The following is a 17,526-nucleotide window of genomic DNA, read 5'->3' on the forward strand; positions in this document are numbered from 1 at the left end:
AAAGGAGTAATACCCTAATAATCGTTATCTATTTTTAATACTAATATGATACCATGTAAACCGCAAATATGGCTAAATTTTTTCAAATTTCTCTGGTATTTTCCATGTTTTTCCCCTGGTAATGCATCAATTGGCGGATACTGCACGGAGCGCAGCGGAAGAAACCGTTGTCAACGTATCGATCCAATGATGGATACTTGACGTGTACATGCTGCAAAAATAGCGGCGTGACTCCTCTGTCAGCAGCATTCCTTTCATTTCTTTGTTCATCGTAAATGGCGCAGACAGCATACCGGAAAGCTGCATGTAAAGATATACTCCTTCCCTTTCACGTATCCCACTGGCTTCCAAGTAATCACGGAAGGCTTGCTTCAGCGTATGATTCTCCTTCGCAAGATACGTCACCGCCATTTCCCTGACAAAGACAGAATCCAGCATGAGCTCCCTTTGGATGAAACCCGTGAATTGATTCCGCGAGAGCTTATAATGTATAATTGCTTCAATTAATTGTTTCAGATAGGTACTGGAAGAGTCCTGCCCGCGTTTTTGGGCTATTTTCTCCAGCACAGCAAGATATTCTTCGTAATACAGCACGACGGATGCTTCCAGAAGTCCTTGCTTGCTCTTATAATAATAGTTGATCAAGGAGACATTGACCGAAGCTTTTCCCGCAATATCGCGGACGGATGTCCCATGGTAGCCTTTTGTGTAGAACAATTGACAAGCGGCGTCCATCACTTTTTGTTTCGTGTCATTTTTTTTCAATCTTCTCAGCTCCTTTATCTGTTGTATACGACAGCGAAAGAGGCATACCTGCAACTTTCGCTCGCCAAATCTCGCGCCTTCTGTCGAATTACAGAAATTAATAATATGGGGGAAATGAATATGTTCGAAACAAAGGCTTATAGCGGTTCCCGTGAAAAGGACTATGAATTGCTCGTCAAACAGCTTGATGCGTTGCTTACTGGCGAAGAAGACGAAATCGCTCATCTGGCAAACGCCTCTGCTCTTTTGAATCAGTTTTTGGATGATGTGAACTGGGTCGGTTTTTATCTTCATAAAGGAGAAGAATTGATTCTAGGTCCATTCCAAGGCCTTCCGGCGTGTGTACGAATTAAAATTGGTAAAGGTGTATGCGGAACAGCTGTAGCAGAAAATAAAACACAGCTAGTAGCCGATGTACATCAATTCCCTGGTCACATCGCATGTGACGCAGCAAGCCAGTCCGAAATCGTTGTTCCTATCGTTGTAAATGGCAAATCTTACGGAGTGCTTGATATCGATAGTCCGTCCAAAAATCGATTCGACGAAACAGATCAGAAATACTTAGAAAAATTCATCGAAGTTCTCGTCAAGCATTTGACTGAATAAAAAACAGCTTCCGCTAAAGGAAGCTGTTTTTTTCATTTAGATGCAATATCTGTTTTTTCCGAGCCTTTTTGCATCATAAAGCTTACGGTCCGCTCTGGAGAACAGGTTATGTACGGCTGGACGATCTTCATCTGTCCATGTAGATACCCCGCAGGAAACCGTAACTGCAGGACGTGTCGAGCCCGCAATACTTTGAACGATTCTTTCTGCCTTCTTTATTGTCTGATCAAAAGACGCATGCGGCAGGTAGATTGCCAGCTCTTCTCCGCCCCATCTTGCTGCCACATCTGACGGGCCGAGCAAATCCTTGATAAGATTGGCCACTTGGATCAGGAGATAATCACCCGTATTATGCCCATACGTATCATTCACTTTTTTGAAGTCATCCACATCAATCAGGATAAAGCCGCCTTGCGCATCTTCCTGTATATGCTCACGCATCCGTTCATCCAGATAACTTCTTGAAAATAGATTCGTAAGATAGTCTGTAATGACCAAATTCTCAAGTCTCTCACGAAGCATGGAATTGACTATCGACAACGAAGAATGCTGCACAAGTGATTCGATCAAACGGAATGATTCAAAAGTGAAAAAGCTAGGGTTGCGATGAAGTACAAGCACTACACCTTGCAGCTGTTCCGATCTTACCATCGGAATCGCCAGTAAAGACCGATAAGGAAGCGGCACATTCGGATATCGTTCCTGGAAGTTGCTGAAAAACATCGCTTCCCCTTGTCCATTCCGACAATGCTGTGCAATCCATTCCAGGAAAACCCGGGAATTTTTTTCAAAGAAAAAACCTGTACTGCCATTCAAAATGTCACCTGCGTCTTGATCTCCTCTATATAGAATGAATCCAATTTCTTCCCCGCCGAACGTATCTCGAATTTGCTGATGCATTAAACTGATTGTATCTGATAGACGCAAGTTGGCATTCATTTTCTTCGATGTTTCATTAATTAGCTGCAGATCACTTATCAGTTTCTTGGAGTGTTGATACAATCTGGCATTCTCAAGTGCATTCCCTGCCGAATCAGCTAGCTTCGTAATAAAACTATGATCCGCTTTTGTATATGCAATAGCTGCGGGAACCGAGATATGCAATACACCATATATACCCTGCTTGCCGTTCAAAGGCACATACCGATTGACCACTTCTCCATTTGCACTCGCTTCCATTTGCACTTCACCTGTCATATATGCCCGCGTACTGGCTTCATGGACAGAATAATCATAAACCAAATTTTTGATTGGCAAATCTGTATCACCATGATAATCTTGGGCGAGTAAAAGTGCATAAACAAATTGCGGATAAGTGCGCTGCAAAGTCGTGATCAACACTCTCAGCACATCATGCATATCAATAGAAGCATGCAGATTTGTGGTTGCTTCATATAATTGTACAGTATGCTTTTCATCTTCTTTCGCTTGAAACGTACGGATAAGGTGCGTAACATAACTCCCGATTTCCCAGGCAAGTTCCCTGCAATCAGGAATCTTTTCTCCGCCTCCCCCGATATACAGAAATCCGATGACTTCCTCATTCGGACGATGTAGGGGTAAGACTCTATCCAATACATGCGGGAATTCCCTTAACATATCAGGTATGCAAACACCCTGGCGAATATAGCCAATAGATAGACGGAATCCGCTCTGCCTCGGCCCGGCATAGCTTATTCGGTCCAATTGCTGCTGCCATTCATCATATAAATATAGCGCCACACTGTCTGCCTGCAGGAGATTCTTCATATTTTCGGTCATAAGCGCAAGTATCTCTCTGTAACTATAGCTTTCTCCCGATACGAGGAGCTGGTAGAAATAAAGCTTTGCTTGTTCAAGATTGCTGTCAGTTAGCCGCTCCATTTGCATCTCCCCTACATTTTGGTAGTTTTATTCTATTATATAAGATAATAGACTCAATTCTCAATTGATATCCTAGTTCTTTTTACTTACAATCATATTCATAATATCTCCTTTGTCTAATTGCCTTGACTTTAACCAGACAGAAAGCTTATAATACTCTTTGTGTAAAATAAATGGCGGCCTATGTGAACTCCCATTTGTCTGATTTTGTTCCTTTCTTGGCAAGGTGTACTAAGAGACGAATCTTCGTTTCTCCTTGTTTCAGAAGGTGTATCGTGTAACTCTCTGCTGTCGGAGCGATGGTACATGAAAACATAATCAACAGGTGATTCGAGCACACTCTGTTTTTATTTTATGCAAATAAAATAATAAAGGTGGAATTTATCCATGGCACGTTATACAGGTCCATTATGGAAAAAATCCCGTCGTCTTGGTATCTCCCTAAGCGGAACAGGTAAAGAGCTTGACAAACGCCCTTACCCACCAGGACAACACGGTCCAAACCAACGCAGAAAGCAATCCGAATACGGTTTGCAGCAAGCTGAGAAACAAAAACTTCGTTACATGTACAACATGAACGAGCGCCAATTCCGTCGTGCATTCGAGGAAGCTGGTAAAATGAAAGGTATCCATGGTGAGAACTTCATGACACTTCTTGAGTCTCGTCTTGATAACCTTGTATTCCGTCTAGGCTTGGCTCGTACTCGCAGACAAGCTCGTCAGATCGTTGGCCACGGCCACATCACTGTAGACGGCAAACGCGTAGATATCCCATCTTACCGCGTAAAACCTGGTCAAGTTATCGGTGTTCGTGAGAAATCACTTAAACTTGATATCATTGCTAGTTCTGTTGAAGCGAATAACTTCGTACCAGATTACTTGACATTCGATGCAAACAGCTTGCAAGGAACTTACTCTCGTTACCCAGAGCGTTCTGAGCTTCCAGCTGAAATCAACGAAGCACTTATCGTAGAGTTCTACTCCCGTTAATTGCTTGAAAGACTCCGGATTGCCTTTAGGCATCTCCGGAGTTTTTTTATGTATAAAAAAGACGCCTTACTATAAGCAAGACGTCTCCTCTTTAACAAAATTATTTCGTATTCGTAAAACCGCCATCAATACGGATAACTTCCCCATTGATGTACTGTGCTTTAGAAGTAAGAAGGAATGTAACAAGTTCTGCTACTTCTTCCGGTGTTCCAAGACGTTTCTGCGGGATACCGCCAGTCGCATTTTCTTTCATTTTCGGATTGGCAGCATAAAACTCTGCCACCATCTTCGTTTCTGTAGGACCTGGCGCTATTGCGTTTACACGCAAACCATCCTTCGCATATTCCGCAACCAAGCTTTTGGTCATGCCGACAATCGCATGTTTTGTCGCTGCATACGTCACAACAGAGTCCTGACCGATTACACCAGCACTGGATGATGTATTAACGATTGATCCTCCGCCATTTTTCACCATTACTTCTGCTACATAACGGACACCATAAAGTGCACCTAGCAAATTGATCGCAACGATGCGTTCAATTTCTGCAACATCAGAATCCAAGAAATATTTACCGCTTCCTGAAATCCCGGCATTATTGAAGAAGTAATCGATAGAACCGAAATGCTCGACAGTTTTATCTACATAATTCTTAACATCTGCTTCTTTGGAAACATCTGCTTGGATGAAAATTGCTTCTGCTCCAGCTTGTTTCACTAATTCAACAGTCTCGCCAGCACCTTTTTCACTTACGTCAACCACGGCAATATTCACGCCTTCTTCCGCAAGTCGTACAGCCGTAGCTTGGCCTAAACCGCTGCCTGCCCCTGTAATGATTGCTACTTTACTCATATGTAACCCCTCCGATAGTAGATAGTTTGAACTATACAAATACTATTGTACTACTTTCTCCTGAAATTATGAAGAAAGTCGACTTTTGTCGAAAAAATAAGAGCACTTTAGAAGTGCTCTTTTTTCAATCACTTTATTTTCTGCAGCATAATCTTCTCTACTGCATTCTTCAAGGAATGCGTCGTCTTCAGCTGGTTGAACGGAATGCCTAGCTGGGTGGAAGTTTGGGCGATTTCAGGACGCATACCGGAAATGATAGTCTCTACTCCGAGCAGCTTCAACGATTCGATAATAGAGAAAATCCGCTGGGCCACCATTGTGTCGATAACGACGACACCCGACATATCAATGAATAGATGATCGACTCCCAGCTTCGAGCAGCTATGCAGTACGTTATCCATCATATACTGAGCTCGATTCGTATCGATTTCTCCTACAAGCGGCAATAGCGCCACAGTAGGTGTCAATGAAATGACAGGTGTGCTAAGCTCCAGTATCATATCCTGCTGAGCCTGTAATTTGAACTCAGATTGCTTTGCATTTTCACTGATGAACCAGACGATCACCTGATTAAACGAATCGGTTATTTTCTGATAATAATCCAAAGCTGTCTGTGCATCTACTTTCTTCTCCTTGCAGAATTCCCGAAGAACCTCAAGATACAATGCCTGATTGCGATAAAATTCATTAATGATTGCTTCAATCGGTGTATCCAAGTGCCGATCATCCTTGGCAATAGAAACGATCCAATCCTCAAATGCATCACACGAAACATTGGAATCCTGATTCAAAACTTCACAAAATTGCTCGTGAAATCCTCTATTCTGTGCTTTCAGCTGTGCAATTGCGTCCGGATCTGTTACCGAATATACGCCGCTCGATTTGTCAGCTGCAGCGTACCACTTCTCTACTATGTGATCTATATTTTCCAGATAGTGCTGATGTAACTCCTGTTGATATAGCATTTCTCTGCCCCTTATTTCTAAGTAATCTAAACACATTTTACTATAGCATCTTTTTTTGATGTAAATCTATACAGAACAGATGATATAAAGGAAAAATAATACCATTTTCCTAAGTTGAGATGAATAATGGGAAACATGACAGAGGACAATAAGATTAAATCGACAGGAAGTTGAGGTGCTCTTCAATGTATTATTACAAAGAGGAATTAATCAATATCATCAAACCGGATAAGCCAGATCCCGCTGCTGCGAAAGTATTGCAGGAAATCCTAGGCGGTCATTATGGAGAAATGCGCACTATGATGCAATTCTTCTTCCAAAGCTCGAACTTCCGAGGAAAACAGAAACAGTTCCGTGATCTTCTGCGCGGTATCTTCCTGGAAGAAATAGCTCACGTTGAGCTGGTGCAAAATACAATCAATGCCTTGCTGGACGAGTCTGGTGAAGGCGGAGCAGGAAACACTGCGCCCGATGGAGCTCCACTTGATGGTCCAATCGAACAGACGCCTAACGTAAACCCGCATCACTATATTATCGGTGCACAGTCTTCTATTCCATTTGATGCGGCAGGTAATCCATGGAATGGCTCATGGGTTTACAACCATGGCAACTTGATTGCTGACCTGCTGAATAACGTCGTGCTGGAATCAACTGGCGTTTTGCAGAAGACACGTATATATGAAATGAGTTCCAATGCAACGTTCCGGGAAACTTTAGCTTTCCTTATCGTTCGGGATAATGCACACCAGAACGCTTTTGCAAAAGCATTGGAAACACTAGGTGTGGATTGGGGCAGAATCTTACCGGTGCCGAATTATGACATCAACAAATATCCTGAATGTAAAAAATTCGTAGATATGGGCTTCCATAATACACAATTCAATTTCCGTCTTGATCAAACCCGTATTGCAGAAATTATCCAGGGAACCGTACCTAGCAGAAATGGCGGGGAATTCTCAGTTTCCCAACCGCCAGCTGGCTTCCCTGTACCTGAATTGCCGGAACTTCCAAATGAGCATAGCACCGGAATAAGTGACTTGAATCGATAAGACAAAAAAGCTCACCAGCATATACTGGTGAGCTTTTTGATTATTTTAGACCATTATTTTTATTTGTAGTATCTTTAATCTCTGCTTCTTCACGTCTTACGTTTTCACGTACATGGACATTATCTTTGACGTCTTTCTTATTGACGACAATCTCTTCTTTAATGACGTCTTTCTTATCCACATCTACTTTTTCTTCGAATACCGGCACATGAATTTCATCTTTTTCTGTGTAAGCTCCAGCTGTTTTCCCTCGCTCACTTACTTTATTGACTGGGCGGCGTTCGATACTCACTTCCTGTTTTGTTACAGGAACCTCAAATTCTTCTTGATCCGTCACCGTACGTTTATCAATATTAACCTCACCGGATTTCACTGTATTCGTATCAACATCGACTACCTCTTCATGCAATTCCATTTGTTCTGTCTGGGATGCATTAGGTTGTCCTGTTTTACCGCTATTCAAATCCGCAAAAGCAGTATTGCCAGTTTGTGTTGTGTTATTTCCAGGTGTTGTATTTTTTTCTTGTGCTCTTAATGTGTCACTATTTGTTGCTGAGGCATCTCCCTGCAATTTTTGTTGTGCTGAGGGATGAACAAACAACAGGATTTTCCCGCTCTTCAATTCATCCACATAACGGTCAGTTTCTTTTTGGTTCAAGTTAAGATCCTCTAATGCCTTCTCCTCTGGATCATCTCCGGAAAACAAAGCAGATACCTTATCGCCAAAGGAACCTTTAGCCTCCTTATAGTTCACGCTCAATCTGTCAGCCAGAATAGAGGATTCAGGTTTCTTGTCTGTTATTACTGTTACTTTGTTTTCTTGAATACCTTTGGATTTCAATTCGTTCACTCTTACGATCACATCATTTTCATTTTGGAAGGTTTCGATTTTATTTTGTGCTAACATGTTGTATGCCTCCTAAATTGTTTTGAAGTGTTTCATGTTTTTTGTATTCCCGGCATAGCATTTTATAAACATGCCCCCTAATTATCAGACCTCATTGTACAAAAAAGAAGATGTATTCTCATACATCTTCTTAGTTATATTACGGATGAAATAGCACCTTCACGGCATCAATACTTCGATCGGTAAGCTGCTTAAAAATTGCAGGACCTTCACTTAAAGGTATGTGATGACTTATCATTTTCTCTCCATTTATTTGGCCAGTTTTCATGTAATGAATAGCATTTGTCCACTCTTGACCTGGAAATGGAGCAGATAAAGCATTCCAAGAGCCATGAATGGTAAGCTCATTTCTGACGATTTTCTCAAAATAAAATCTCTCAATTCGTATATCAGCGTATGGGATACCCAAATAGACAATCTCTCCGCCTTTTTTAGGAAGTGATAATACTTGTGCAGATGTCACTGGTGAACCGGCTGATTCGATTGCCAGGTCAACTCCAGTTCCATCTGTGTATGCCAGTATCGCTTCATGAGGTTCAGCTGCCGACCCATCAATCACATAATCGGCACCAATTTCTAAAGCAATATCCAATTTTCTTTTATCGATATCGATGGCAATGACTGTCTTCGCTCCAAAGATTCTAGCCCATTGTATCGCAAGCAGCCCGATACTTCCCGCTCCCATTACAGCAACAGTTGCTCCAGGTTTGATTTGTGTCCGATAGAAACCATGAGCTACAACAGCAGCAGGCTCAATAAGTGCTGCCGTCTCATCATTCACTTCAGTAGGAAGTGGTATGACATGCACAGCTGGTAACTTCACATACTCTGCAAAAGCACCAGGTACCTTGGATCCGATGACCATTAAATCCTCACATCGCGAAGGTTGACCGCTCTTGCAATAGCAGCAGTTTCCACATGCATGTGTCGGACAGGCAGCCACTCTATCTCCTCTTTTTACATTAGTGACAGCCGCTCCCGTTTCCTCCACCACCCCTGAGAATTCGTGACCGAATGTCATACCAGCTCTATAGGGACCAAGCTTTTTATAACGCGACAGATCGGAACCGCAAATACCTGCAGCAGTGATTTTTATGATTACATCGTTTTCCGCTTCAATCGTTGGGCGCGGAGATTGTTCAAACCGTATATCTTCAACTCCATACAGATTCAGCGTCTTCATTCATGTCCCATCCTTTTATGTCTGCTTCATTCTCTTCTTTGTGAACAGTTTCAGGCATACGCCACCTATAATTAGGCCATTAAAAATCAACTGATGTGCAAAATAGAAGGCACTTACTTCCCTCAAGGATCCGAGCATAAAATCAAGCATCATATCTACCATCTTTACACCTCCAAATTAGTAGTCGGCTTTTGATTTTCTGTTCTGTATTATTGCTACAGCCCCGCTTGCACCGATCCGCGTTGCACCTGCCTCAATCATTTTGACTGCTTCTTCATAGGTTCTAATACCTCCCGCAGCCTTTACACCTATCTTACCTTGTGAGGTGTTGGATAAAAGTTCAATATCCTCTACTGTCGCACCTCCACCGTTGAATCCGGTCGCCGTTTTAACAAAATCCGCTCCTGCTGCCATGACAATTTCCGTCACCTCTCGTTTCTCAGCTAGGTTTAACAAAGAGGTCTCGAGGATGACCTTCGTTGTCAATCCTCCCGCAGCTCTTACCACAGCATCGATATCCTGATAAACAGCATTGAATTCCCTGGACTTCACCGCTCCCAGGTTCACAAGCATATCGATTTCCGAAGCTCCATCTTCAATAGCCGCTTTCGTTTCTTCTACTTTAACTCTTGTAGTGGCACCGCCTAGCGAAAAGCCAATTGGTGCTCCTACTTTAATTCCATGGGGTGACAGGATTGTATAAGCATAGGGGACATACCATGGATTTACAAAGACTGTCCGGAATCCATGAGTTATCGCTTCTAGACAAAATGTTTTTATAATCTCTTTACTGGCAACTGGAGACAGCAGTGTGTAATCGATCAACTCAATCAGCTTTTCTTTTTCCATCCATTTTTCACCTTTCTTTCGTTGGTGTCAGAAGGACTTTAATTGCTTCTCCCGATTTGATTAATTGATAAGCCTTCTCCCATTCTGTTATATCGAAAATGTGGGTGACAAGCGCAGCTGCATCCACGGCACCGCTCTCCATCAGATGCAGCGAAGGTTCCCAGTCAGCGGGCTTCTGGCTCCTGCTGCCAATTATCTTCAATTCCTTTTGAATAACCTGCTCCATATCAAACGGAATGGCTGCCTCGGCAAACAAACCTACTTGAGCGTATTGTCCCTTTTTTCGAAGAAGTGACAACCCCTGACGCGCAGCTGGAATCGCACCTGAACATTCAAAAACGACATCCGCTCCATATCCATCTGTAAGTCCTGAAATAATCTCTTCCAGCGATTCTTCCTGTACGTTGATCACATAGTCAATTCCAAGCTCCTTTGCTTTTTCCAACCGAACTGTATCAGATGACAAGCCGGTGATAAGTACCGTAGCCCCTTTGCTTTTAGCAACTTGCGCGGTCAAAAGACCAATAGGCCCTGGTCCTATAACGACTACAATGTCATTTGGTCTAATCGTTGTTTTAGCTACTGCATGATGCGTGCACGCGAGCGCTTCTGTCATTGCCGCTGACTGATCATCAACATTATCCGGAATATGGTGGATGCTTTCAGCCCTTGCAATTACATAGGTTGCAAAGCCGCCATCCTGCTGTGTTCCAAGTCCTTTTCGATACTTGCATAAGTTATAATCCTTCTGCTGGCAATAGCTGCATTGCCCGCATATATAGAAAGTCGTCTCGGAAGTAACCCGATCTCCTGGCTTCAGATGGCTGACATTACTCCCAACATCGACTACGACGCCAGCAAATTCATGTCCTAATGTGACAGGAGCAGCTACTCGGTAGCTTCCTTCATACGTGTGGATATCAGATCCGCATATACCAGCATAAGTTACTTTTATTTTCACTTGATCATCTTCTGGGTAAGGCTCTGGTTTATTTTCAATGATAAGGTTGCCAAAGCCTAACTCCTTTTTCACTAAAGCATGCATGTAGAGATCCTCCTAATTCATTAATTGAATATTGCGAAAACCTTCCATATAATCCAGTTGACTAAGTTGCCTCCCTGATCAATGCTAGATACCATCGCCGAGCCTTCTGGCATTTCAATATTGGCAGCAGTTGTCATGTCTGTGAAAATAGGAGCTATATCTGTGGCCATATACAGAGATAAGGCAATCATGATTGTACCAGTTATTACAGAATGGATAATGTTTCCTTTGGCTGCTCCAACGATGAAAGCAACGATAAATGGTATAGTGGCCAAATCCGCAAAAGGCAAAACGGCATTTCCAGGCAGGATAACCGCCAGCAGAACGGTAATTGGCGTTAAGATCAGAGCGGTCGAGATGACTGCTGGATGCCCCAATAATACTGCTGCATCCAGCCCAATATTAATTTCACTGTTACCGAATCGCTTACTTAGCCAGTTCCTGGCAGACTCTGATACTGGCATCAGCCCTTCCATAAGAATTTTCACCATTCGGGGCATCAAAACCATGACAGCAGCCATTGCCATTCCGATTTCAATAATATCTCCAACTCCATAACCCGCTAACGCACCTATAGCAGCGCCTAATAATAATCCAATTACCATCGAGTCCCCGAAAATACCGAATCTCTTTTGAATCGTTTCAGGATCGGCATGTATCTTATTCAAGCCTGGTATCTTCTCTATCAGCTTAACAATGAGTATCCCCGGAGCATAAGAAATCGTACTGCCTGTCGCAACAGTCACGCCTGGCATCTCATAGAACTCCTCTACCATTGGCTGCGTCCAATCAGCCACTTTCAAACAGACAATCTGAAAAATGACAGCTGCGATAAGCCCTTGCACTACACTTCCAGAAACGGTATATACAACTGCGGCCATAAATGTATAGTGCCAATAATTCCAAATATCCACGTTCATGGTTTTTGTCGTCTTCGTTACGAGCATGATGACATTGACAACAAGGCCAAGCGGTATAATAAATGCGGCCACGACAGATGCCCAGGCTATGGAAGAAGTGGCTGGCCATCCAACATCGATTACATTAAGATCCACTCCCAAACGATCAACCATCTGCTGTGCAGCAGGTCCTAGGTTCAGCGTCAGCAAGTCGACGACGAGGAATATACCGACAAAAGCGACTCCGATTGTAAGCCCAGAACGGAATGCCTTCCCTGGCTTCTGACCGAATAAAAGTCCCAGAAGAAAGATTGCTACCGGCAGTATTACGGTAGCACCCAAATCAAGAAATCCTTGTAAAAAATTCACAAATGTATCCATCATTCAGCCCCACTTCTTGAAAATGAGGTCGATCCCAGTTAGATTGGAACCGACTCCCACTTTTCATTTTTTCAGTTCTTTTAAGATCTCTTCCTTCGTTTCTTCCAAACCGATTCCTGTCAAGAATGAGCGTGCATTGATCACTGGGAATGGATAAGCTGTTTTTACCATGGCAGTGGTTACTAGTAAATCTGCCGTATCCACATAAGTATTCACTTCGGCAATTTTAATTTGGATCAGGTTAACATCAATCTTATTCTCTTTCGCCATCTCTTCAATCGCACTATTCACGACAGTTGAAGTGGCAATACCAGCACCACAGGCAACCAATACTTGTTTTTTGGCCATTATCTGTCACCTCCTTTACTGGCAGACAAGCTAAGCTTCCTATCTATCAGATTGACTACATCTTCTTTTGTTTTGGAATCAAACAATGCTTGCAGCGTCGTTTCATTTTGGAGAAAGTCCATCAAATCTCTTAATAATGTCAGCTGTGCATGCGACTGCTTCATCGCCAGCATGAAAATGATGCTCACAGGTGTATCCATGGAAGCTTCCCCCATCACTCGGAAGGCAACAGGTTCCTTCAATAGGGCGATGCTAATTGCATCCTTTTTTACATGCTCAATGTCCGTATGCGGAATAGCTACTGATAGAGAGGATGAAGTCGGCAGCCCTGTTGGAAATTCCTTCTCCCTCTCAATAACTCCAGTCACAAAGCTAGTTTTGACGAGTTCCTCTTTAACAAGGTTTTCTGCCATTTCTCGTAATATCTCTTCTCGCGTACCTGCTGCTTGCAGGAATACTAAATTCTCATCCAGATAAAAATCAGCCATAATGGAACTCCTTCTCCTTTACTATGTCATCGGAATATTGTTGAATGATCCGCTTCATCTCCGGTATGGTGGTACCATTTATCAAAGCTTTCATATCAGCTTCGGACTTTGATAGCTTCATCAGCTGCATTAGTGCATGAATATGCTCCTTCTTATCCTTAGCCGCGATGACTACGATAATATGGATACGATGATTCAAATACTGGACGCCATTTTTGATCTTCAACAGGCTCATTCCAGTACGGACGACACCATCATCTGGTGAAGCATGCGGGATAGCTATGCCAGGTCCGATCACGATATACGGATCTTCTTCACAGCCCTTAATCATGGCATCTATATATCTTTCTTCGATAATTCCTTTATCAAGCAAGATATTGGCACAAGATCGAACAGCATCTTCCCACGATCCTAATTGATATGTCATTTTCAAATGCCTATCTGTAAGAAAGTCACTGAGCTGCAGAGGCTGCGTTTCTTCGGGTGTTGTTGGAACCACATGCTGATCCACTTGGCTGAGATATGCGTGAAGTTCCTCTTCCAATGCTTGCTCGTCTTTCACTATTGAATGATTTTTAATGATTTGCATAATGTCACTTGATCTCACTTCTTTCGAAATAAAGCCGTGGATATAGGAAAGAACCTGTTTCCGGAGAAGTCTTTTCTCATGAGCATCCATCATTGTTTTCGTAATGAACAGCTTTCGTGAAGTTTCCAGTAATACCGGAGAAAAAACAAGATCATATTCGAGATCGTATATAGTGAATTCGCGAACAGACATGCTATCCAGGAATATGAATTCTGGGAATAAGCCACTCAATTCATGGAACATCAGCTTGGATACAGAAACACCATGCGGACACACGACTATTGCTTTCACCTTTTCACCGATGCTTTCTCCCTGCTGCCTAATCCACCCCCCGATAAGTAATGTAATATATAATTGCTCATTCTCTGGTATTTCACTATGGATAAAGAGCTCCAATGGTTCAAGAGACCGTTTAACCAGTTGATGCAAAGCTCGAAACTCTCCACTCAATACACCTGGAACAGGCGTAGTGTCTGTAAGATGATATTTGATTCGGTAATAGGCTGGCTTTATATGCTGCATCAATTTATGAAGCAACTGTTTCCTTTCCTGAACACGGATACAAGCTACTTTCTCAAAAAGACTGAGCATACTATCCACAGCTGGATATAGGTCTGGAAATGTATCCGCCGCTTCCATATGAGTTGTTATCACATTGGCAGACAACAGATGGAGTGTGATAAAAAGTCTCTCTGCTTCTGGCAACCCTTCCTGATCAAATAATAATTCCTCCGCAGCTTGATATTCTTTCGTACCTGCCAATTCCTTATTACTAATAGGAGAATCAGTTAAGCACTTACCTTTTCGAATCCGCTCTAGAATCAAGAATAATGTAATTGGCATCGTCTTCATTTTCTCATCTGTGAATTTGATAGATAGTTTTTGCTCTACCTGTTCAATTCTACTGCGGAAGTCATACAAGCAATTTTCTTCCAATTCTAAAACATCCATCAAAATGGAAAGTCCACCGTCCGTCCCGATCAGTTCCATCAGAGTGGACATCAAAGCCTTCCGAATCTGCATTTCATTGCCCTCTATATGGTAGCCTTGCTTTCGTGAATATCGAATTTGTAATTGGAAGGGTTCAAGCTGCTTCTGCAGGCTTCTTAAATCTCGAAGAATTGTATTTCTGCTGATATCCAACGAAATAGAAAAATAATCCAGTGAAAGGTCGTCCTTACTTACCAGCATACAAAGAAGCAGATGCATACGTTGACGGACAGACAATATGGAAGAATGACTTTGCTCAACAGACTCCTTCACAAGGTTTAGCGTTGTAAATACTTTTTCGTCGATAAGGAAATAGCCTTGTGAAGTTCTCTCGATCAACGGCAAGCCCATTTGTTTGAGCCAGCTATTGATCTTATTAATGGTGTAGCCTAACTGTCTTTTTGAAAGGTCGAATCTTTTTTCAATTAAGTTACTCGATACACTTGGATTACTGAGTAAAGCATCCAGGATAGCTGCGTTACGTTCATTAAGATTCATCAAATCCTCCTTTCTATAAATAGCTTAGCATGCGTCCCACATTTGTGTATGCGCTTTCATTATCATCAATGGGAGAATGAATGTACAGCATGAGACGGAACCCCATCTTTATATGATTTGATTGCACATAAAAAGGCTTCATCAGCACCTAAGCACTGATGAAGCCTTTAAATGATACTATCTTCTCGTTCTATTCAGTTCATTTGCGTTCTGATCGTTTGTATTTGGTTCTGCATGCAAACCGTCATTTGGTTTGTCGGTTGCATATAGACCATCTGCCGTCAAGCCTTTTTCTCCTTCTGTTGCATGGTCACTTCGATCTTTTGGAGTTGCTGTGCTGGCAGCAGCAGTAGGGTTTACAGGTTTATTTTCTGCATACAGCAATACTTTCCCTGCTTTTAGTTCATCAGCATAACGGTCTTTCTCCGTTTCTGAAAGACTCAGGTTCTTCAGGACTTTCTCTTCTGGATCTTCACTGGAAAAGAAGGACGCGAATTTTGTGCCAAAGGAACCATTTGCTTCCTTATAATGAACATCTCTCTTATTTCCTAGAATACTATTATCAGGTTTTCTATCTACAATGACCGTGATATCCTCTTCCGGTACGCCAGCAGAGATCAATTCATTTACTCGTACAATTGCATCGCTCTCATTGATGAATGTTTCGATTGTATTTGTATTAACCATTATTTTTGCCTCCTATTTAATTTACGTTCTGGTAAATACGAAAGCACTAGATGGTTATTACATTCCCGCTCCTCTTCTAATGAAACATAAAAAGCACTGCCCGGCTGGAACAGTGCTCTTCATATTAAGCAAACTTCAATAATGTATACTTTTTCTTTCCGCGGCGGATGATGATGAATCGTTCGTCGATTCGATCCGATTTTGTAAGAACACGGGATACGTCTTCTTCTTTTTCTCCGTTGATTCGGATTGCACCATTAGAGATATCTTCCCTTGCCTGGCGTTTTGAAGAGGAGATTCCTGCTTCCACTAACATATCAACAAGCGGTTTGTCTTCGTCGGCTGCCGTATGAGACGGGACATCCTTGAAACCTTGTTCGATTTCAGCACCATTCAGGGAAGCAATATCTCCGCTGAATAAAGCCTGTGAAATCTTGATTGCCTGCTCCAATGCTTCTTTACCATGTACAAGCGTTGTCATCTCTTCCGCCAGCTTCGTTTGAGCAAGACGTTTTTCCGGCTCATTTTCCACGCTTTGTTCATACGTTGCTATTTCCTCAAGGGACATGAAAGTGAAATATTTCATGAACTTGATTACATCGCGATCATCTGTGTTGAACCAGAATTGGTAGAATTCATAAGGAGTTGTACGTTCTGGGCTTAGCCACACAGCTCCCCCAGCTGTTTTACCGAACTTTGTCCCGTCAGCTTTCGTAATAAGCGGAACAGTTAGGGCAAATGCCTTATCCTGCTCTTCTTCATTATTGCCAGCGTGAGTCCGGCGGATCAATTCCATTCCAGCTGTTATATTCCCCCATTGATCACTTCCGCCAATTTGCAGCGTCACATTTTCTTTTTCGTACAAGCGCAGGTAATCCAAGGATTGTAAGATCATATACGTGAATTCGGTAAAGGAAATACCATTTGCCAATCTGGACTCGACTGAATCTTTCGCCAGCATATAATTGACTCCAAAATGTTTCCCGATATCGCGAAGGAAATCAATGATGCTCATAGCACCGAGCCAGTCTGCATTATTCACTGCTTTGGCAGCATTTTCCCCTTCATCAAAGTTCAAAATGCTGGCAAGCTGTTTCTGGATACCTTGGCTGAAGCTTTCTACTGTTGCAGCATCATTTAAGTTGCGTTCATCAGAACGTCCGCTTGGATCCCCGATCATTCCTGTGCCTCCGCCGATTAGCGCTATCGGACGGTGACCTGCTTGCTGGAATCGTTTCAGCATAAGCATAGGAACAAGATGTCCGATATGCAAGCTGTCGGCTGTTGGGTCAAACCCACAGTACAAACTTACCTGCTGGCTGGATAGATGCTTCTCCAATCCTGCATCATCACTCGTCTGCTGAACCAGACCTCTGTCTTTCAAATCCTGTAAAATAGACATATTGACCACTCCTCACTCACATTTGAGAATAAAAAAAACCCCATCCCTAAAAAAAGGGACGAGGAATAACTCGCGGTACCACCCTTGTTGCAGTGTAAACTGCCACTCGGTTTGCTAACGGATATACATCCGTCCCCTGCTTGAACAGGAGAAGCTCCAGCTTGTAATTGGC

The 17,526-nt window shown here is 42.6% G+C and carries 18 protein-coding genes and 1 other annotated feature (1 of these 19 cut by a window edge); of the genes, 3 read left to right on the forward strand and 15 right to left on the reverse strand.

The genetic code is table 11. The features are described from left to right. Positions 1–126 precede the first annotated feature (126 nt). A complete protein-coding gene (refZ, locus tag ACH6C1_RS11265; protein ID WP_095224593.1) occupies positions 127–765 on the reverse strand; it encodes a forespore capture DNA-binding protein RefZ in 639 nt (212 codons plus the stop codon). A 120-nt stretch (positions 766–885) separates the two neighbouring features. On the opposite strand from refZ, the gene ACH6C1_RS11270 reads away from it, so the two are divergent. Further along, positions 886–1,371: a GAF domain-containing protein gene (locus ACH6C1_RS11270; RefSeq protein ID WP_374077094.1), complete on the forward strand. Its 486-nt coding sequence runs from the start codon at positions 886–888 to the stop codon at positions 1,369–1,371. A 36-nt stretch (positions 1,372–1,407) separates the two neighbouring features. Here ACH6C1_RS11270 and ACH6C1_RS11275 read toward each other — a convergent pair whose 3' ends face one another. Further along, positions 1,408–3,234 carry a sensor domain-containing diguanylate cyclase gene (locus ACH6C1_RS11275; RefSeq protein ID WP_374077096.1) on the reverse strand — a complete coding sequence of 609 codons (1,827 nt, stop codon included), beginning with the start codon at positions 3,232–3,234 and terminating at the stop codon, positions 1,408–1,410. A 387-nt stretch (positions 3,235–3,621) separates the two neighbouring features. On the opposite strand from ACH6C1_RS11275, the gene rpsD reads away from it, so the two are divergent. Next, positions 3,622–4,224, forward strand: a complete 603-nt coding sequence (rpsD, locus tag ACH6C1_RS11280) for a 30S ribosomal protein S4 (RefSeq protein WP_095224590.1) — start codon at positions 3,622–3,624, stop codon at positions 4,222–4,224. A gap of 100 nt (positions 4,225–4,324) precedes the next feature. Here the strand turns inward: rpsD and ACH6C1_RS11285 are convergent, their stop codons facing one another. Together ACH6C1_RS11285 and ACH6C1_RS11290 are read right to left on the reverse strand one after the other, a co-directional pair. Continuing rightward, positions 4,325–5,074: an SDR family NAD(P)-dependent oxidoreductase gene (locus ACH6C1_RS11285; protein WP_095224589.1), complete on the reverse strand. Its 750-nt coding sequence runs from the start codon at positions 5,072–5,074 to the stop codon at positions 4,325–4,327. Positions 5,075–5,202: 128 nt separating this feature from the next. Further along, a complete protein-coding gene (locus ACH6C1_RS11290; RefSeq protein WP_374077099.1) occupies positions 5,203–6,039 on the reverse strand; it encodes an STAS domain-containing protein in 837 nt (278 codons plus the stop codon). Positions 6,040–6,224: 185 nt separating this feature from the next. On the opposite strand from ACH6C1_RS11290, the gene ACH6C1_RS11295 reads away from it, so the two are divergent. Beyond that, on the forward strand, positions 6,225–7,088 hold the full coding sequence (locus ACH6C1_RS11295) for a manganese catalase family protein (RefSeq protein ID WP_095224587.1): 864 nt from the start codon (positions 6,225–6,227) through the stop codon (positions 7,086–7,088). Positions 7,089–7,128: 40 nt separating this feature from the next. Here the strand turns inward: ACH6C1_RS11295 and ACH6C1_RS11300 are convergent, their stop codons facing one another. The 11 genes from ACH6C1_RS11300 to tyrS form a co-directional block, all read right to left on the reverse strand. Beyond that, complete coding sequence (locus ACH6C1_RS11300) at positions 7,129–7,995, reverse strand: DUF2382 domain-containing protein (protein WP_374077101.1); 867 nt, start codon at positions 7,993–7,995, stop codon at positions 7,129–7,131. Positions 7,996–8,134: 139 nt separating this feature from the next. Continuing rightward, positions 8,135–9,178, reverse strand: a complete 1,044-nt coding sequence (locus ACH6C1_RS11305) for a galactitol-1-phosphate 5-dehydrogenase (RefSeq protein ID WP_374077103.1) — start codon at positions 9,176–9,178, stop codon at positions 8,135–8,137. 15 nt (positions 9,179–9,193) lie between these two features. Continuing rightward, positions 9,194–9,340, reverse strand: coding sequence for a hypothetical protein (locus ACH6C1_RS11310; protein ID WP_374077105.1), 147 nt, complete (start codon positions 9,338–9,340; stop codon positions 9,194–9,196). A gap of 15 nt (positions 9,341–9,355) precedes the next feature. Beyond that, on the reverse strand, positions 9,356–10,027 hold the full coding sequence (gene deoC, locus ACH6C1_RS11315; RefSeq protein WP_374077107.1) for a deoxyribose-phosphate aldolase: 672 nt from the start codon (positions 10,025–10,027) through the stop codon (positions 9,356–9,358). Between the two features lie 7 nt (positions 10,028–10,034). Next, the gene (locus ACH6C1_RS11320) at positions 10,035–11,072 is read right to left on the reverse strand and encodes a zinc-binding dehydrogenase (protein ID WP_366247405.1); all 1,038 of its coding nucleotides are present in this window, start codon (positions 11,070–11,072) and stop codon (positions 10,035–10,037) included. A 20-nt stretch (positions 11,073–11,092) separates the two neighbouring features. Continuing rightward, positions 11,093–12,352: a galactitol-specific PTS transporter subunit IIC gene (locus tag ACH6C1_RS11325; RefSeq protein WP_038565897.1), complete on the reverse strand. Its 1,260-nt coding sequence runs from the start codon at positions 12,350–12,352 to the stop codon at positions 11,093–11,095. A gap of 63 nt (positions 12,353–12,415) precedes the next feature. Beyond that, complete coding sequence (locus tag ACH6C1_RS11330) at positions 12,416–12,700, reverse strand: PTS sugar transporter subunit IIB (protein ID WP_038562271.1); 285 nt, start codon at positions 12,698–12,700, stop codon at positions 12,416–12,418. Beyond that, positions 12,700–13,188, reverse strand: coding sequence for a PTS sugar transporter subunit IIA (locus tag ACH6C1_RS11335; RefSeq protein ID WP_374077110.1), 489 nt, complete (start codon positions 13,186–13,188; stop codon positions 12,700–12,702). The genes ACH6C1_RS11330 and ACH6C1_RS11335 overlap by 1 nt, the downstream gene beginning before the upstream one ends. Continuing rightward, positions 13,181–15,265, reverse strand: a complete 2,085-nt coding sequence (locus ACH6C1_RS11340; protein ID WP_374077112.1) for a BglG family transcription antiterminator — start codon at positions 15,263–15,265, stop codon at positions 13,181–13,183. The genes ACH6C1_RS11335 and ACH6C1_RS11340 overlap by 8 nt, the downstream gene beginning before the upstream one ends. A gap of 177 nt (positions 15,266–15,442) precedes the next feature. Further along, complete coding sequence (locus ACH6C1_RS11345; protein ID WP_374077113.1) at positions 15,443–15,952, reverse strand: general stress protein; 510 nt, start codon at positions 15,950–15,952, stop codon at positions 15,443–15,445. 124 nt (positions 15,953–16,076) lie between these two features. Next, complete coding sequence (gene tyrS, locus ACH6C1_RS11350) at positions 16,077–17,354, reverse strand: tyrosine--tRNA ligase (protein WP_374077115.1); 1,278 nt, start codon at positions 17,352–17,354, stop codon at positions 16,077–16,079. Between the two features lie 51 nt (positions 17,355–17,405). Beyond that, positions 17,406–17,526, reverse strand: a binding site (T-box leader) (it continues 85 nt past the right edge of the window).

The sequence above is a fragment of the Terribacillus sp. JSM ZJ617 genome (assembly GCF_044383785.1).
In the GTDB taxonomy this organism is placed as follows: domain Bacteria; phylum Bacillota; class Bacilli; order Bacillales; family Amphibacillaceae; genus Terribacillus.

Coding starts and splice junctions, on each gene's coding strand:
- ACH6C1_RS11270 (WP_374077094.1), top strand. CDS start 886: ATGTTCGAAACAAAGGCTTATAGCGGTTCCCGTGAAAAGGACTATGAA.
- ACH6C1_RS11275 (WP_374077096.1), bottom strand. CDS start 3,234: ATGGAGCGGCTAACTGACAGCAATCTTGAACAAGCAAAGCTTTATTTC.
- rpsD (WP_095224590.1), top strand. CDS start 3,622: ATGGCACGTTATACAGGTCCATTATGGAAAAAATCCCGTCGTCTTGGT.
- ACH6C1_RS11285 (WP_095224589.1), bottom strand. CDS start 5,074: ATGAGTAAAGTAGCAATCATTACAGGGGCAGGCAGCGGTTTAGGCCAA.
- ACH6C1_RS11290 (WP_374077099.1), bottom strand. CDS start 6,039: ATGCTATATCAACAGGAGTTACATCAGCACTATCTGGAAAATATAGAT.
- ACH6C1_RS11295 (WP_095224587.1), top strand. CDS start 6,225: ATGTATTATTACAAAGAGGAATTAATCAATATCATCAAACCGGATAAG.
- ACH6C1_RS11300 (WP_374077101.1), bottom strand. CDS start 7,995: ATGTTAGCACAAAATAAAATCGAAACCTTCCAAAATGAAAATGATGTG.
- ACH6C1_RS11305 (WP_374077103.1), bottom strand. CDS start 9,178: ATGAAGACGCTGAATCTGTATGGAGTTGAAGATATACGGTTTGAACAA.
- ACH6C1_RS11310 (WP_374077105.1), bottom strand. CDS start 9,340: ATGGTAGATATGATGCTTGATTTTATGCTCGGATCCTTGAGGGAAGTA.
- deoC (WP_374077107.1), bottom strand. CDS start 10,027: ATGGAAAAAGAAAAGCTGATTGAGTTGATCGATTACACACTGCTGTCT.
- ACH6C1_RS11320 (WP_366247405.1), bottom strand. CDS start 11,072: ATGCATGCTTTAGTGAAAAAGGAGTTAGGCTTTGGCAACCTTATCATT.
- ACH6C1_RS11325 (WP_038565897.1), bottom strand. CDS start 12,352: ATGGATACATTTGTGAATTTTTTACAAGGATTTCTTGATTTGGGTGCT.
- ACH6C1_RS11330 (WP_038562271.1), bottom strand. CDS start 12,700: ATGGCCAAAAAACAAGTATTGGTTGCCTGTGGTGCTGGTATTGCCACT.
- ACH6C1_RS11335 (WP_374077110.1), bottom strand. CDS start 13,188: ATGGCTGATTTTTATCTGGATGAGAATTTAGTATTCCTGCAAGCAGCA.
- ACH6C1_RS11340 (WP_374077112.1), bottom strand. CDS start 15,265: ATGAATCTTAATGAACGTAACGCAGCTATCCTGGATGCTTTACTCAGT.
- ACH6C1_RS11345 (WP_374077113.1), bottom strand. CDS start 15,952: ATGGTTAATACAAATACAATCGAAACATTCATCAATGAGAGCGATGCA.
- tyrS (WP_374077115.1), bottom strand. CDS start 17,354: ATGTCTATTTTACAGGATTTGAAAGACAGAGGTCTGGTTCAGCAGACG.